We start from the raw sequence: 16,538 nt of genomic DNA, 5'->3' as shown, positions 1-16,538 counted from the left end.
TGTCAGTTATACAACAAACAGTTGCTTAAAAAATGTACGTTCCACAACAAAAATCCATCATCTGTTGGATAAAAAGCAAAATTTCATATTTTGTTCATAAAGGAGTTAATTAAACTTGGTACAAAAAATAGACCGAAGAAAACGTTATACAAGAATGGCTCTTAAAAATAGCCTGATGGAGCTTTTAAAAGAAAAACCTGTTTCCTCCATTACTATTAAAGAAATTTGTGAGCATGCTGATATTAACCGTTCTACCTTTTACAGTCATTATGCAGATCAATATGATTTAATGACCCATATTGAAGATGAAATTATCGATGAGTTGAATCAGGCATTGCTTCAATATGATTACACGCAGGAAAAAGAAGCGCTGGCGATGTTAAAGTACCTGCTCGAATATGTATACAGCCGTCATGAACATTTCCGGATTCTTTTCAGTGAACATGGCAATAAAAGATTCACATATAAAGTCATGTTTGCCGCACAAACTCATATTATGAACGACTTTAACGGACCAGAACACAAAATGAGCGAAACAGCAGCAAAGTACATGACAATCTATTCTATCAGCGGAAGTATAACAGTAATTGAATACTGGTTGGAAAACGGGATGAAGGAATCAACAGATGAAATGGCTAAAATAATTTCGGAGATTAGTAAGCCTTGTTAAATACAAAGGCATCTAACATCTCTTTTAGTTTAAAAATCGTTGAAAATGAAATTCCAATACACTTTTATAATCAAAAAACGAAATGGAGGATGGAAAAGTTAAGAGACACTCCGACGTTTGGAAGATTGTTTAGAGAAATCAAGGAAGTTACGACAAGGAGAGGCATGGAAAAGGGAATGGCAAGAGGTATGGCCTAAGCTATAGAAAAAGGCGTAGAGCGCGGCATCGAACAAGGAATGAAAGAAGCAGAACGGAATTTTGTGAAAAAGCTTTTAGACAGGGATTATAAGGATGAAGAAATATCTGGATTAACCAGCCTTGAGCTTGAGGAAGTATGTGCGCTTCGGAAATCATTTGATAATTAATAGCAGAATGAGGCGAATAAATCTTACCTGTTTTTTTATACAGGAAGAAAATATAATTTTCTTCCTGTATTCGTGCAACAGTTTTAATACACCAAGTAATCACAAGGCCCATCAAAGAATCCTATTTAATAAGCCTCGTGATGCCAATTTTTTCTAAATAACATTTCATTATTTAAAAATGTTACATGAATTTACTTAAATCCGGATAACCTGTCACCGCCCAGCCGCCATCTACAAGTAAACTGGCTCCATTCACATAGGATGCCTGATCGCTGACAAGGAATAGTGCCGGTCCTGCTATTTCTTTTGGATCTCCTGCTCTCTCCATAGGAATACGTTCCAGATACGCTTCATTAATTGCATCAACATCTGTTAAGCTGGAAGTTAATGGAGTTGATACAAGTCCCGGTAAGATAGCATTAACACGAATATTATGCTTGGACATTTCAAGCGCAGCATTTTTTGTGAGCATCTCCACTCCCGCTTTTGCAGAAGAATAAGCTGCTCCATAATGCATTGGAACATGCGCATTTAAAGAAGCAACATTGACAATCGCTCCTCCGTCATGCTCTTTCATGTATTTTGCTTCATGTTTTAAAGACAGGAAAACACCTTTTAAACACAAATCAACAGTGAAATCCCAATCTTCTTCCGGCTGATCAATGATTGCTCCTGATTTCGATGCCCCTGCTACATTAAAGGCTATATCCAGCCCGCCAAAAGCCTCTACTGTTCTATTTACAAGATTTTTAATATCCTCTTCCTTAGTTACATTTGTTACAACACCTAATAAATTACCTTTATGTTGTTGTTCCATCTCTTTCAGTTTTCCTTCGTTTAAATCTGCTACCCCTACTTTTGCTCCCGCTTCCAGTAAGCTGTGCACCACAGCATAACCAATTCCTGAAGCTCCTCCAGTTACAATTGCAACTTTACCTTTTAATGTTGTCATCTATCAAATTTCCTCCTTTTCGTATTATCTAAGTTAGAGGTATCATTTATTATTTCAACTTATATATAAAGCATACGCTTTTACTTTAATTGCTGTCAAAAAGGGAACTCAGCTCATATAATAAAGTTTTTCCAAAAAATTATTTTACTATTTATGTTTCGATTTTCTTTAAAAGAGGAATAATATAAACTGGATGCAGATCACTACATCTAATCATTTAAATATATTTATTTGGAGGTCTTTTTTATGTCAAAAGTTGCGATTATCACTGGTTCTGCAGGCGGTTTAGGAAAAGGAATTGCTAAACGTCTCGGTGAAGATGGCTTCAAAATTGTTCTGCATGATATTAATAAAGAAATGCTGAACAGCACATTAAAAGAATTTAAGGATGCCGGTGTTGAGTCCATTTCCGTCGTAGGTGATGTATCGAAACGCGAAGACCAATTTAACCTTGTTAAAGAAGCAGTAGACGCCTTTGGTCAATTGGATGTCTTTGTGAACAACGCAGGAATTGACGTTGTCTCTCCATTCCTTGATATTGATGAAAATCAATTGAATAAAACATTTGCAGTAAATGTAAACGGTACTGTATTCGGTACACAAGCTGCTGCTGAACAATTCATTAAACAGGATACAAAAGGGAAAGTCATTAACGCATGCAGTATCGCTGGACATGAATCCTTTGAAATGCTGGGTACTTACTCTGCTACCAAACACGCTGTCCGTTCTTTCACTCATTCTGCTTCTAAAGAACTGGCACCATATAAAATCCGTGTTAATGCCTATTGTCCGGGTGTTGCAGGAACAGCAATGTGGGATCGTATCGATGAAGAAATGGTAAAATATTATGATGATATGGAACGCGGGGATGCCTATAAGCAATTTGTTGATGGCATCTCACTGGGACGTTCCCAAGAGCCGGAGGATGTCGCAAACCTTGTCTCCTTCTTGGCTTCTGATGATTCTGACTATATTACCGGACAGGCTATTATTACAGATGGCGGAATCGTATACAGATAATAGCTGAAGACTGTTAGATCATCGTTTTAACATAATAAGCATCTGGATCTCAAATAAACAAATCCAGATGCTTATTTGTTTCCCTATTTACTTTCTGCCAATAATCCGTTATGATGTAAGCAATTACAAAAATGAGAGAAGGTGATGTCTTATGAAAAAAGTATACGTAAACATGTTGTCGGCAGCTATTTTTCATAGGTACTCACCTTCTCATACGTGATATATTTATTTGGATTTCTAAAAGAACTCCTATATTTTTGACGTGTCCGGGTTGGTGTGTACCAATCCGTTTTTTTATTTCAAAAATATTAGGAGGAAGTCCATTTGTACGAATTTCAAAAAAACTATGCTTATCGTCCGGAAATAAATTATCAAGGTTCTATTGAACTGTTAGCCCGTGTCATCAATGAACAAAAGGAAAGATATACTGTTCAAACCATTTATGGAGCACGCCAGGCAGTTGTAAAAGGCAAGCTCAGACATAATGCTTCATCCAGAGAAGATTTTCCATCTGTTGGGGACTGGGTCGTTCTAAAACAAAATAATCCTCATGATGTTCTTATCATTGACGAGCTGCTTCCCCGTTTCAGCAGCATTGTCCGTAAAGCAGATGAACTGGAAACAAATGCACAAATTCTCGCCAGTAATGTTACCAAAGTATTTATTGTTCTGAGTCTGGAGGAAAAAATTAATGAGCGGAAGCTGGAACGGTTTTTAGTAACTGTCTGGGAAAGCGGCGCCAGTCCAATTATTATTCTTTCAAAAGCTGATTTGGTGGAAAATCTGGAAGCGGCAAAACAAAAAATTGATCAGATTGCTCTCGGTATCCCTGTGTTGACTTGGGATGCCGTTAATGAAATTGGCAAGGAAGAAATCAGGAATACCATCCATGCAGATGATACGATTGTATTAATAGGGAACTCCGGTGTTGGAAAATCAACTTTGATCAATCATTTGTTAGGAGAAGAAGTGCTTAAAACCCAAGCTGTTCGTGATTCGGATAAACGCGGCAGACATACAACAACGCACCGGGAGCTTTTCCGGCTGCCGGATGGCGGTGTGATTATTGATACTCCCGGGATGCGAAGTTTTTTGCTTTGGGCAGGCGAAGAATCCGGATTGTCGCATACCTTTTCGGATATTCAAATGCTGATTGGGAAATGCCGCTTCAATGATTGCCTGCATGATACCGAGCCAGATTGTGCAGTGAAGGAAGCACTTGCATCCGGAGAATTAGATAAAGAACGCTGGAACAGCTATGTTAAATTGCAAAAAGAGCTCGCTTACCTGGAACGCAGGCAAAATGCCCGGCTTGCTGCAGAAGAGAAAAAGAAATGGAAAAGAACAACCATGCAGCATCGTATGAAGTAAATAATTGTCTATATGCTATACTGCTAAAAAGCAGCCGTGTCAAACTGGACACGGCTGCTTTTATTTAATCAAATATAGGAATAAAATACATGACAGGATGATTACTTGGGTGGATATCATGGATGATTTTCTTCACTTTCTCAATTTGGTGAATCATACATCGGAATTCTGCCTTACAATCCGTTTGCAGGAATACATTTTCCGGCTGCAGCGACATTTCCAATGGAGCAAACTCCAATGGCCGGGAATAATGCCTGCATTTTGTATACGAAAGAACATTGTCCTGATTGCCATGGTGCAGGAATCCATGCTCATGGAGCTCCTCCCGCAAACTGCTGATATATTCCTCTGCAATTAACACCTCTACCTTTACATAATTAAGCTTCATCCATAACACCCCCTTTTGTTCAAATCCTGTTTATCTTTAAAATGTTTCATATGAAGATTGCACGTCATTTATATAATTACTCATTAACTGTAGCAAGATGCTCTGTATTATTATAGTCGATAACACGCCATTCGCCGTTTTCACAGGAAAATTTTGTGACTGATGTATTCTGTAAAAATGTAATTCCCGTTCCCAGTTCTCCTTTTGAAATTACAGATAAAAGACTGTTGATTAAAGCACCATGAGAAACGATTAAAACACGCTCATCCGGATAGTTTTCACAAACTTCCTCTAATCCCTTCATTCCTCTGGCCTTTAAATGGTCAAACGACTCGACATTTGGAATATGGTCACGATCGGGGAAGTAGCGGTTTCTATCCTCTATCGTCATGCCCTCAGCGTCTCCATAAGTGCGCTCAACAAAAGCCTTCATTTCATGCAGGGGAAGCTGCAAATCCTGATTAATGATTTCTGCTGTTACCTTCGCACGCGCTAGAGGGCTGGTGATTAATACTGTCGGCTCAAATTGTTTTGCGGCCGTGCAGCAAACTCCAGCTTGTAATTTCCCAGTTTCGTTTAAGGGGATATCTGTCTTTCCCTGAATTCTTTTTTCTTTATTCCAATTTGTTTCTCCATGCCGTATCATACAAATCTCTGTCAAATCCATTTCCCCACTTTCGAACTTTTTTCTTCTTGTACTTATTCTAGCACTATTTCTATCTTTATATCTATTAACATGTATTCACTTCTGACACGTCTTTCTTCTTCACAAAGAAAAAGGCTCAAGGGTTCCAATCTCCCTCGGCCTTTTTCCAATTTCATCTATTTTTCCATACAATGTGATAACGCTCGCTGTTCATTTTCTATAATTTTGTTTACTCTCCCCAAATCTCTTTTGCTACATCCACAATATATTTCAGTTTGTTCCATTGCTCTTCCTCCGTTAAAAGATTCCCGTGATGGGTCGAAGCAAATCCGCATTGAGGACTGATGCATAATTGATTAAATGGAACATATTTGGACGCTTCTTCTACCCTTGCTTTAATATTTTCTTTATTCTCCAGCTCACCATGCTTGGAAGTAAATACACCCAGCACTACACGAGGTCCGCCATTTGGAATGTAATCAAGCGGTTCAAATCCGCCTGAACGGTCATCATCATATTCTAAAAAGAATCCATCTACTTTTTCTTTTGCAAATAAGGTTGGAGCTATTTTCGCATAGCTTCCTTCAAACGCCCATTTCGAACGGTAGTTTCCGCGGCATAGATGTGTTGTAATTGTTAAGTCTTCCGGTTTATCCTCAAGTACACTGTTTAATACATACAGAGCTAAATCAATAAAATACTGACGATCCTTCCCATCTTCTGTTGTCGGGAAGTTCTCTACATTTAATCCTGCAATATAAACGTCGTCCAGCTGCAAATAGCGGCAGCCTGCATCATAAAAAGCTTTTATAGCATCCCGGTAAGTCTGAATCACATCTTCTGCATATTCTGCCAAATTCGGATAAACATCTGGATTCAGGATTCCTTTACCAAATAATTGATTCGGGCTTGGAATCGTTTGTTTAGCAATAGCACGATCGCCGACGATTTCTTTAAATTCCACAAATTCCTTTACATGTGGATGATCTGGATTAAAGGAAACCTTTCCTGTTATACGCACATTATAGCGTTCTGTTTCTTCTCCAACAAATTTAAATCCTGTATCCGGCACATATCCTTCCACTCCATTTAAATGCTCCTGGAAATCTGTGTGCCAGAAGCGGCGTCTAAATTCTCCATCAGTGACAGCCTGTAAACCGACTTCAATCTGTTTATCAACAATACGCTTGATTTCTTCTGTTTCAATTTGGTGAAGCTCTTCTTTAGAAACATTTCCTTCTTGAAAATTCTTTCTTGCCTGATGAATACGTTCCGGTCGTAATAAACTTCCTACATGGTCTGCGCGAAATGGTGCTTTTACTGCTGTTTTTGTCATCTTATCTCTTCTCCTTTTTTACTTCTATATATTTTTTATTATTTATTATGGCAAAATTGCAAAGGAACGGACTGGAAAGCCGCTTGCTTTTTCAGGCTTCGGACTGATGTTAAAAATCACTGCTCCCTTTGCCGGCAATTGATCCAGATTCGTTAACAGCTCGACCTGAAAGGTATCCTGCTCGAGCACATAATACTCGCCGATTAAAGAGCCGTTTTTCTGGGCATCAATTGCTGCATCGGTATCAAATGTTTCATGGCCTACTGCTTTAACCTTCCTTTCCTCAAATAAGAATTTTAAAGCATCCAGACCCCATCCAGGTAAGTGATTATTTCCGTCTTCATCCTTATTCTCAAAGGCTTCTTTGTCCGGCCAGCGTTTACTCCAATCTGTCCGCAGTGCTGCAAAAGTACCTTCTTCAATTTTCCCATGTACCTCTTCAAATGCTAAAATGTCTTCCACTGTCAAAATATAGTCATGATTTTTCGAAGCTGCTTCTGATTTATCAATCACAACAAGCGGAAGGACAACCTCTTTCAGCTCCAGTTCCTCTAAATAGCGCTGATCACGGACAAAATGAATCGGTGCATCAATATGTGTGCCATATTGTCCTGAAAAACTGAATTGCTGTGCCAGGAATCCATCGTCATGTGTGTACAATGTCTTAAACTCAGCATCTTCAAACGCTGAAAAATGAGGAGAACCCGGACCAAACGTATGTGTTAAATCAACCCATGTCTTTGACTTTAGAATTTCTAAAGCATTTAATAATTCATTTTCCTTTGTCAACGTCATTATAACCGCCTCCCAAAAACATTTTTTAAGCCTTTGTTTTGTACTCTGTAATATGCCCCTGCAATGTTTCGTCTTCACCAAATAAGAAATGCTTATACATATCTGGAGAATATTTTGAATTAACAGTTTCTATTCCTACTGCTTCTGCAACAGCCCGCAGCATTGCCGGGGAAGCTCCACAGCATAACCCGATATAATTAACGCCGATGCTTTGCGCTTTTTTCGCCCATTCTGCCAGCTCATAACGGTTATGATAAAGCGGGTCCAAAGAAGTCGGGAATGTTGTTTCTGTCGGCAAATGGCAGCTGCATCCTCCGTCCGGCAGGTTAAAGAAAGTAGGATTTTCTTCTGTTGTCCGGTAAGGGATTGGCAATGCTCCTACATATCCATCCACCTTTTCACGGATTTTCTCTAAATATGGCTGCATGGTATCCGGCCCGCGGAAACAGTTCATCCCGACAACCAGAGCTCCGTTATCTTCTAAAATCTTACAGGACTCTTCAACAGTGTAACCATCACGTAAAATATTTTCTCCCATCAATCCTAGTGTAATTACTGCCGGCAAATCATATTTTTTTATTTCTTCTAAAGCAATCAGCGCTTCTTCATGATAGTAGAAGGTTTCCCCATTAATATAGTCAACATCTTCATCCTTACACCATGAAACCATTTCATTAAACATTGCTCTCACTTTATCCTTTGATTCCTGGTCCTCCGGATTAAAGATATTTGTATTAGAGATATTCCCTGCAACCAGTGCTTCTTCCACCGGATGCTCTTTTGCCACTTCCTTCGCTAATTTAATCGCATTTCTGTTTAATGGCTCCAGCAGTTCTTCTTTGCCAATGATACGCATTTTTTCACGATGTGCGTTATATGTAAATGCCAGCACTACATCGGAACCAGCTTTCATGTAATCACGATATACCGCTTTTAATGTTTCCGGATTATCTAATGCTACTTCCGGTACGAAAGATCCCGCCTGCAGATATCCTCTACGCTCCAGCTCAAACAAATAACCTTCCCCTGCAATTACTGTTCCCTGCTTTAAACGTTCTTCTAAACCTCTTTTTGCCACCTTTAAATTCCCCCTAAATTCATATACTTATATTATTTAACTGCCGATAAGCTGTTATTGAATCGAAAAAAAACCTCTTCTTACTAATAAGAAGAGGTTTTTGAGTACGTTATCAATGTCTCCTCTTATCTGCTAGCTAAACGCTACTGGAATTGGCACAGTTCTTTTATAAGTCTGTTGCCGAGGCTTCAAAGGGCCAGTCCCTCCACCTCTCTGGATAAGAAAATGTATTGCTATTCATTTGTTGTAGATAACTATATATGTATTTGAATTCCTTGTCAATAAGAAATATTAAAAATATTTTAATCTGGTTTTATTTTCAAGTTAGCTGAAGCCGCCCCCATGGAAAGCATAGTGGTTGGTCGGAGCGGCGCTATACACAATTCCCATTTCAATAAAAGGATGGTTTAACAAAATGCAAGTGGGATAATGAAGAACTTGTTCATCCTGGAACAGGAAGGTATAGATGCTTATTCTTAAGTACGAAAGTTAAATTAGATTGAATGATCTTGATGAACAGTTCATATACTGGAAAGACATATTTCGTACACATATAAATCTCTATTTATATCCAGGCATACGTTTAGACTTATTTATAAAAGGGGTATATTGTTTTTATACAAAAAAATTCATAAAGTGTTCAAAAAGTATAGACACATTTGAGAAATAAGCATATAATACACATTAGTCCAAAAAAAATATTCTATATCATATTGAATTTATTTATCAATATTGGTATAATTAAGTTTTTCACTAAAAATATAAAATCTATAAACATAATAATACACGGAAGGGGGCGTAGATGTTGAATAGATATTTGATTATCGCTTTAATGATTATCAGTCTGCCAATGACACACTTATTTTTAGATACACCCCACAACTACGTTCTCGCCGAACAGGATACCCTGGTTGATCATCAGGTATCACATGACTTAGGTTTAGGCGGCAATGACCAGCCGGATAAATCATTTACAGCAACTCCGGTTTTAGTTATTACACTATTTTTATTGGGCGGTCAGTGTTTATTCACCACCGTTGTAAGAGCTGTCCGGACAAAACAGCTGATGAATCCAGTTTTCTATCAATCCAATTTCGTGGTTTAATCCTCTTTTGATATAAGTAAAAGATTAAAAGAGGAGGCTATAAAAATGATGATTTTTAGATTAATCGTTATCGGATTCTTTTCGCTGACTGCATTGTCTGTATTCACTTACCAGGGTGTTGAGGTATTTCATGCAATTGCCGATATGTTCAGAGCAAGATCGTAAATGTTAGAAACTGTACCCTGCGTACAATAAAGTTTCAATTTATAATGTATAAACAAAGTATAAATTTCTGATTATCTTTTTAAATCTGCTTAAATGCTCGTATAGCCTTATTCTATGGCTTTACGAGCATTTTTCCTGTTGGTGATACTTCACGTTTCTCAACACAGCTCCGTAATCATCAGCAATTTACTGATTTTATCTTTTTATGATTTGCTAACACTCACTTAAATGCTTGATAGGCTTCTTCAACCATAGGAACTTGGCGCTCATCACTTTTGGTTTTTGGTGTTTCAATGTAGTACCCAATTTCAGTATCTCTCAATAGTTGATGGTCTACATGGATAAGACGATTCTCAAAATCTAAATCTGAAAATATCATTTTCTAACCGGCAACTTGTAATCTTTATACCCTGACAAACGCTTTAATAGTCGCAATTGTTTTCCCTCTTGAAGGTCCATGAGGTCTGATAGAATATTTTTTTATATGCTCAGGTATAATAAAAGTTTCAGCATAATGAACTATAAAAGGTTCGAACTCACCATTAATACTTTCCACAATGGCTTCCTCCCCTTCCACCAAATTAAGCACATTGACACTATCATGTGTTTCATGATAAACATTGGTTGAAAACCAGTGTCGCCTAGTTTCGATAAATTCTAACTCGTGTAAGCCAGTTTTCTCTTCATACCATCCATCATCTTTAGCTATTAACTTATTTGGAGAACGCAAATGTTCCTTCACCCAATTTTCATCTCTTGTCCATTGGATGGAATGTAAACCATGATGCAAATGTATCGGTCTTGGTCTTCCATCTAAATCGACTCTTCCCCAGTCCCACAGCTTAAAGGTGTAAATATTTGGTGTCGAACTAATTTCAAGAATGACAGAGTTCTTCCCTTGTGAATGGATAGTGCCTCCAGGAATGGAATAATGATCATGTTTCTTTATGTTCATACGGTGAATAAATTTCTCATCATCAAAATCCTTATCTCCTATCTCCGCCTCCTTTAAATCGTTTATCATTTCTGCCTTATCTATATTTTCTTTCACTCCTAAATAAACAACTGCACCTTCCTCAGCATGTAAGACATAGTAGCTTTCATCTTGTGTATAATGCGCCCCAAATTCCTCATGAACATACTCTGTAGTTGGATGAACTTGTAAACTTAAGTTTTGACCTTTTATAGTATCTAAAAAATTAAACCGAATGGGAAATTCTCTGCCAAAACGGCCGTACACTTTATTACCTAATAATTCTGCCGGATGAGAAAAAACCACATTATTGGCTGGAATTTCAATGATGCAATCACCATATTGTAAATAGATACTGTTCTCTGCAGGAACTCCATTGAAACACCAAGCAAAGTTCACTTCCTCTTTATCCAAATTGAATTTCTCTCTCATCCATTCCCCACCCCAAACTCCTGGAGCAAAAAATGGAATGAGTCGAAAAGGCTGCGAAACGACTTGCGTTAATCCTTGTGCATATTGTTCTTTAGAAATCAATTTAAGATTGCCTGTATCGTTCCCGTCTATCCAAAAATCAATTTCATGTAACAATGTTTTTTTCAAACGGTCGGCCAATGGCCATTCAAAAAAGTAAGCACGCTTTATTTTTCGTGACATTTGTTCATCTTGATTATTGGTTTTCCAATTTAGTGCACCCTGTTTGAACCTTTGTTGAATTTCCCATCTCGTGATATCTACATAAATGAGTATACTTGCTTCTGCAAATAGGCTTGCTCCCACCCCATACACAATCATATTTTTCTTCTGATCGTTCTTCATTTTCTCTTTGATAGCTTTTACTTTCTTGTCATCCAGGAATTCATTAAGCGAATGGGGAGAAAAAGTACCGAATACGTCGTCTTCTGTTAGATTACTTTTTATCATTTCTGTGATTTTATCATCATTATAAAATAAATCGTCGGTACAAATCGTTTCATCTGCATGCAAAGGCTGAATGATATCATAATATAAGTTCTTTACATCTACCCCTGGATAGCACTCCACCGCAATTAGATTATGATTCAGAGCTACCCTTTTCAGCTTTTCTACAATAGGTTTAGCCCCTTCCCAGATATCATTGTTATTCTCAGAAACAATTACTGCAGGATATTTATCAAATGTTGTCATTCGAATCTTTCACGCTCCTACTATTTCAAATAAAATAAACAAAACTGCTTGATTAGTTTTTTTATCATTTATACAAAATCAATATTTAGAATTCTTACTGAAGATACTTTCCTTTTTGTTGTATATTCGTTGAGCCATCACTAATATTAATGGTGATTAGCCCTTCATTTAAAATCCGACAAGCATAAATAGCGTCTTCTGCATGATTGTAACGAGTTGATGTCGCAATATGATAAGAAAATTCATAAAAACCTGCTAAATCAACATTAAAATTTGTTTCCCAAAAATTATTCATGATCCAAGTATAGACTGGCTCTTGGTTCTTTTCATTATTTTCTGACCCTGACAATTCAATTAAATGATGTTCCAGATTCCCCATACTAATTAAAGGAACATCTTGTAAAGCAATAGCTATGCCTTTTTGCTGGCCAACATAAGCTAATCCATCTTGCAATAAATAAAACTCTTGGTTTGTATAAGGGAGTTGATCAATGCCTGGACGAACGATACTTCCTGTTTTCTCCACATGCAATTGTTCCTCTTGTCCCGTTGTAAATGGAAGAGAGGCATATAGATTCTCAGGCTCCCAGTAACTTTCTTTATGAATTTTTAATTTCACAGAAATTTTTGGCAAGTCATTGTAAATTTTTAATTGAACAGAATAATGTTTCGTTCCTTCCAAGGCATAATATAGCTCTATCAAGGTATAGACATCCCCTGTGTCGTGTATTTTTATATCACTAAGACTTGCTGCATATCTTTTAGTAGATATATTTTTTCTGTTTCTTCCCATTATTTTTCTTTCTTCCGTTGGAGTTGCTTTTATTTCTGTCTGCTCGTAAATCCCCATAAAAGGAGCATATTTCATATCGTTTCGAATTAATTCCTTATTATCGCTTTTGTCTATCATACTTTTAATTCCAACTGTTTCATCCAACATAATTTTATAATAAGACGTTTCTATATAATGTGGTGACACATGATGTTTGCGACTTTCTATATCTACTGGTTGAATATCTTGAATTCCTTCTGCACCGATATGTGCATGATTCTTAATCGTATAGTAAGTCGGATTTTCTTTAGGCCGAATCTCTAAGGTTTTCTCTTCTTTGGATTCCAGCGTAATAAGAAATTCACAATTATATCCATTACTTGCTGTTGGCATAATTTGATGTGGCAGTACTTCTTTCGTATGCGAATCTATTACTTCTAGAAATGTATTAAGCTCTTCGCCATTCAAATGCATATTATCAAACTTTTCCCAATGACCAATAAATAGACTTGCTGTATCTGTAATCTTCTCAGAATGCGGGTTAATTACTTTATACTTTCTGTTACGATCTGGAATAAGAGAGACTTCTCCTCTTTCAGCTAAAATGAAATCTAAATTCTTAGAAATCGCCTCATCTGCTTTAGTAGCATATCCTGCTTTTCGTTGCTGCAAGCTATTTACTAGTCCATCCCAAGGTTCAGAAACGGAAGTAGAATATCCCCAAGTATGTTCTGCGTATCTCATACTGTTATCTAGATATTCTTCTATTTGCTTCTCATCACTTATCTTTCGCTGAGGATCTAATTTATGACTCAATCTATATTTTCTTTGAGCTTCGCGAAATTGTTTTACTCCAAGCGGAGTAGAACCTACACCATCTGCCCACCAATCATTCCAATCTCCTTTATAAGTTGGAATATCTTGACTGTTTTCACGCAGAATATAAAAAAAGTCTTTCAAAGTAATCATTTCCATCTCTATATTCTCTGAATGTTTTTGATTCCATGCATCAATAAATTCTATGATCCTTGCGTTTGGAGGAGCATTATCACTAATAACTCCTGAAGCCATAATAGGAACAAATTGGAATGGATAATCTTCTTTAATTAAATTTTCTATATATCTATAAATTCTCTTCTCTGCGACTTGAAAAGGTTCAGAATGCATGTTCAAGGACAGTTCATCGCGTATGGTATAACTGGTACCTCCATTAGGGACTATCCCTAACTCGTTGCCCAAATGATAATGTTCCCCTATCCAAACTAACACTTTATTTCCTTCTGGTGACTCCCAATAAAACGGAGTTTGCTTTTGATTAAGCGGGAACAGACCATGGTGAGGGTGGATGCATGAAAATAAGTTTTCCACTCCATTTTGATACAATGATTCTGCATATCCCCAGGCATATCCATTAATATCAGCTGTCATTGCACTAGTTGGTCTATATCCTAAAGACTCTGCCAACTCCAAACCAGCTTTTAATTTTCTATTTAACACTTCTTGGTCAACGAGCTCTGTCATATTTAAATAATTACCAGATATATCGATTTCTCCACTTTGAATATATTTTTTAAAATCATTCCTATATGATTCATTTGCTGACTTGATAAAATTTTCAACTTGCCATGTGTTTTCGCATGTCCATCGGAATCCTTCCCACTCTGAAGCATCTCCTTGATGAATAAGATTTAGAATATCAATGGCTTGCTTAATAAAATCAACATGGTATCGTTCTATCTTTTCCTGACGTTCTGTATAGCCAATATCTGTATGGGAATGATGAACAACATACATTTTCATTTTCTTTTTCATTATTATTCCTGTCCTTTCTTAATTTTTATTTAGACGTAGTTGGAAAACCATAGTTGAAACTTTTATTTAAAACTAGAAATATGAAAAAAGTTGGTATAGATGCAAGAATAGCTGCTAATAAAGCGGAAGGGACATCATTTGTTCCCGAGGCTCCATTTAGTAAAGACAAGGAACTCATAATGGGCCTTGCTTCTGCAGACTTAGAAAGGGTTAGACCAAATAGAAGGTCGTTCCATACCCATGTAAATTGAAATAAGAAACAGGCAGCTATAGGCGCTTTCGCCATTTTCATAAAAATACTTACATAAATTTTGAAATCAGAAGCACCATCCATTTTGGCAGACTCCACTAACTCTTTAGGAATTGAATAAAAATAGTTTCTTAATACGAATAAACAAAAAGGAATACAAAGAGCTGTGTATACTGCTAATAGTCCTATTTTGCTATCGTATAGATCAACATTTGAATACATTCGAAAGATGGGAATGATATACATTTGGAATGGAAAAATGGTTCCACTGTAAATCAACATAAACCAAAACATTTTCCCTTTTATCTTTAATGCCGAAATAGCATATGCTGCTAAAGAAGCAAACAAAATGGCTAACGTTGTTGCGATAGCACCGTATAACAAGCTATTCATAAATCCCATCATAAAATCGATACGATCATTTATATATTCATAGTTTTCCAAAATGGAAATTCCTTTTGGCAAGTCCCAAAACTCTCCCAAGTTATATTCTTTTCTTGTTTTCACACCGTTTATCACTACATATAAAAATGGGAGAAACCATAAAAAGCAAAAAAACGAGAGTAATATAGTAATAGTTTTTCTACTATTCTCCGTATAGGTTTTCATAAATGTATCCTCACTCCTCCCCTTTAAACGTATCGCGCAGTAAGAACCATGAAATGATTAAAACAGTAACAGATAACAGCATGGCAATCGCCGAACCATAGCCTAATTGATTATTGACGAATGCTTCTTTATACATAGTTACTGCCAATGTTTCAGAAGTTCTGAAAGGGCCTCCATTTGTCATCACCCAAATGGTATCAAAGGACTTAAAGCTATTAACCAAAGACATCAGTAATACGATCAGCATAATTGGTTTTAATAAAGGAAGAACAACTTTTGTATATAACCTAATTCCTTTTGCACCTTCCATTATTGCTGCTTCAATCGGTTCCTTTGGAATCTGATTCAATCCGACAATAAATAAGATTAAGTTCAATCCTATCCCTTGCCAGCCGCTAGAAACAACCATAATCAGTGTGTTTATATACGGCACGGTGAGCCAATCTTTAGCTAAACTCTCAAAACCCATAACTCCTAGTAAATGTGGTAAGCCATACGTGCTTAAAATAGTGGTTAGAATAATACCAGCAATGGTTTGAGACAAAGCATTCGGTAAATAAAATACAATTTTGAAAAATGATTGTGTTTTTACATGTGTAATAGCAATCGCAAAAAGTAAAGCGATGAAGACTGGAATGAGCAGGGTACCAAAAACCCAAATTAAGGTGTTAATAGATGATAATAAAAAATTCGGGTCTTGAAACATTTGAATGTAATTTTGAAATCCAATGAACTGCATCTCGTTTAATCCATCCCACTCAGTAAAGCTCACAATTAAAGAGAAAAAATCAGAATATATACAAAAAATAACAACCAGTATCACAGCAGGAACTAAATATAAATATGGTGTTATTTTTTCTATTTTTCGTTTCATGGAAAGTTTGGATGAAGGTTTCGATTTTACAATTTCCATTTTTATGCCTCCCTCATTAAGCAAGGTATTGAAAAACGCACTAAACAATGATTTATAACAGCAAATATCCAGGGTTATTTAGTTTACTTACTTTTTATCCCTCTTTTGACATCTTGACTATAAACCATTGTTTTGTTTACAAAGTGCGATAACA

At 36.7% G+C, this 16,538-nt stretch carries 15 protein-coding genes, 1 pseudogene and 1 riboswitch; of the genes and pseudogenes, 5 read left to right on the top strand and 11 right to left on the bottom strand.

All coding sequences use genetic code 11. The features are described from left to right. Nucleotides 1-115 precede the first annotated feature (115 nt). Both IEX29_RS15355 and IEX29_RS27050 read left to right on the top strand, forming a co-directional pair. The gene (locus IEX29_RS15355) at nt 116-670 is read left to right on the top strand and encodes a TetR/AcrR family transcriptional regulator (protein WP_188735245.1); all 555 of its coding nucleotides are present in this window, start codon (nt 116-118) and stop codon (nt 668-670) included. Nucleotides 671-906: 236 nt separating this feature from the next. Next, the gene (locus IEX29_RS27050) at nt 907-1,035 is read left to right on the top strand and encodes a hypothetical protein (RefSeq protein ID WP_268239071.1); all 129 of its coding nucleotides are present in this window, start codon (nt 907-909) and stop codon (nt 1,033-1,035) included. 181 nt (nt 1,036-1,216) lie between these two features. On the opposite strand, the gene IEX29_RS15350 is transcribed toward IEX29_RS27050, so the two are convergent. Further along, on the bottom strand, nt 1,217-1,987 hold the full coding sequence (locus tag IEX29_RS15350) for an SDR family NAD(P)-dependent oxidoreductase (RefSeq protein ID WP_188735244.1): 771 nt from the start codon (nt 1,985-1,987) through the stop codon (nt 1,217-1,219). Nucleotides 1,988-2,233: 246 nt separating this feature from the next. Between IEX29_RS15350 and IEX29_RS15345 the strand changes: the two genes are divergently transcribed. Both IEX29_RS15345 and rsgA read left to right on the top strand, forming a co-directional pair. After that, nucleotides 2,234-3,007 carry an acetoin reductase gene (locus IEX29_RS15345; protein WP_188735243.1) on the top strand — a complete coding sequence of 258 codons (774 nt, stop codon included), beginning with the start codon at nt 2,234-2,236 and terminating at the stop codon, nt 3,005-3,007. Nucleotides 3,008-3,331: 324 nt separating this feature from the next. Next, nucleotides 3,332-4,378: a ribosome small subunit-dependent GTPase A gene (rsgA, locus tag IEX29_RS15340; protein ID WP_188735242.1), complete on the top strand. Its 1,047-nt coding sequence runs from the start codon at nt 3,332-3,334 to the stop codon at nt 4,376-4,378. A 64-nt stretch (nt 4,379-4,442) separates the two neighbouring features. Here rsgA and IEX29_RS15335 read toward each other — a convergent pair whose 3' ends face one another. The 5 genes from IEX29_RS15335 to IEX29_RS15315 all read right to left on the bottom strand — a co-directional run bounded on the left by IEX29_RS15335 (nt 4,443) and on the right by IEX29_RS15315 (nt 8,621). After that, the gene (locus IEX29_RS15335; protein ID WP_188735241.1) at nt 4,443-4,766 is read right to left on the bottom strand and encodes a cytochrome C biogenesis protein; all 324 of its coding nucleotides are present in this window, start codon (nt 4,764-4,766) and stop codon (nt 4,443-4,445) included. Between the two features lie 76 nt (nt 4,767-4,842). After that, complete coding sequence (locus IEX29_RS15330; protein ID WP_229720246.1) at nt 4,843-5,433, bottom strand: histidine phosphatase family protein; 591 nt, start codon at nt 5,431-5,433, stop codon at nt 4,843-4,845. A gap of 208 nt (nt 5,434-5,641) precedes the next feature. Beyond that, nucleotides 5,642-6,748 carry a 5-methyltetrahydropteroyltriglutamate--homocysteine S-methyltransferase gene (locus IEX29_RS15325; protein WP_188735239.1) on the bottom strand — a complete coding sequence of 369 codons (1,107 nt, stop codon included), beginning with the start codon at nt 6,746-6,748 and terminating at the stop codon, nt 5,642-5,644. Between the two features lie 45 nt (nt 6,749-6,793). Further along, nucleotides 6,794-7,543, bottom strand: coding sequence for a cyclase family protein (locus IEX29_RS15320; protein ID WP_188735238.1), 750 nt, complete (start codon nt 7,541-7,543; stop codon nt 6,794-6,796). Nucleotides 7,544-7,568: 25 nt separating this feature from the next. Next, nucleotides 7,569-8,621 carry a homocysteine S-methyltransferase family protein gene (locus IEX29_RS15315; RefSeq protein WP_188735237.1) on the bottom strand — a complete coding sequence of 351 codons (1,053 nt, stop codon included), beginning with the start codon at nt 8,619-8,621 and terminating at the stop codon, nt 7,569-7,571. A 122-nt stretch (nt 8,622-8,743) separates the two neighbouring features. Then, nucleotides 8,744-8,845: riboswitch (SAM riboswitch) on the bottom strand. Between the two features lie 578 nt (nt 8,846-9,423). Between IEX29_RS15315 and IEX29_RS15310 the strand changes: the two genes are divergently transcribed. Continuing rightward, a complete protein-coding gene (locus IEX29_RS15310) occupies nt 9,424-9,726 on the top strand; it encodes a hypothetical protein (protein ID WP_188735236.1) in 303 nt (100 codons plus the stop codon). Between the two features lie 388 nt (nt 9,727-10,114). Here the strand turns inward: IEX29_RS15310 and IEX29_RS15305 are convergent. The 5 genes and pseudogenes from IEX29_RS15305 to IEX29_RS15285 all read right to left on the bottom strand — a co-directional run. Further along, nucleotides 10,115-10,258 (bottom strand): annotated as a pseudogene (locus IEX29_RS15305) (site-specific integrase); the annotation flags it as partial. A gap of 36 nt (nt 10,259-10,294) precedes the next feature. After that, on the bottom strand, nt 10,295-12,028 hold the full coding sequence (locus tag IEX29_RS15300) for a class I mannose-6-phosphate isomerase (RefSeq protein ID WP_188735235.1): 1,734 nt from the start codon (nt 12,026-12,028) through the stop codon (nt 10,295-10,297). A 94-nt stretch (nt 12,029-12,122) separates the two neighbouring features. Next, nucleotides 12,123-14,612 carry a glycoside hydrolase family 38 N-terminal domain-containing protein gene (locus IEX29_RS15295; protein ID WP_229720245.1) on the bottom strand — a complete coding sequence of 830 codons (2,490 nt, stop codon included), beginning with the start codon at nt 14,610-14,612 and terminating at the stop codon, nt 12,123-12,125. A gap of 25 nt (nt 14,613-14,637) precedes the next feature. Then, a complete protein-coding gene (locus IEX29_RS15290; protein ID WP_188735234.1) occupies nt 14,638-15,471 on the bottom strand; it encodes a carbohydrate ABC transporter permease in 834 nt (277 codons plus the stop codon). Between the two features lie 10 nt (nt 15,472-15,481). After that, nucleotides 15,482-16,384, bottom strand: a complete 903-nt coding sequence (locus tag IEX29_RS15285) for a carbohydrate ABC transporter permease (protein WP_188735233.1) — start codon at nt 16,382-16,384, stop codon at nt 15,482-15,484. Nucleotides 16,385-16,538 lie beyond the last annotated feature (154 nt).

This window comes from Oceanobacillus neutriphilus (genome assembly GCF_014645515.1).
Lineage (GTDB): Bacteria > Bacillota > Bacilli > Bacillales > Amphibacillaceae > Oceanobacillus > Oceanobacillus neutriphilus.
Note: the sequence above shows the minus strand (reverse complement) of the source record. Positions and strands in the feature narration are given on the sequence as shown.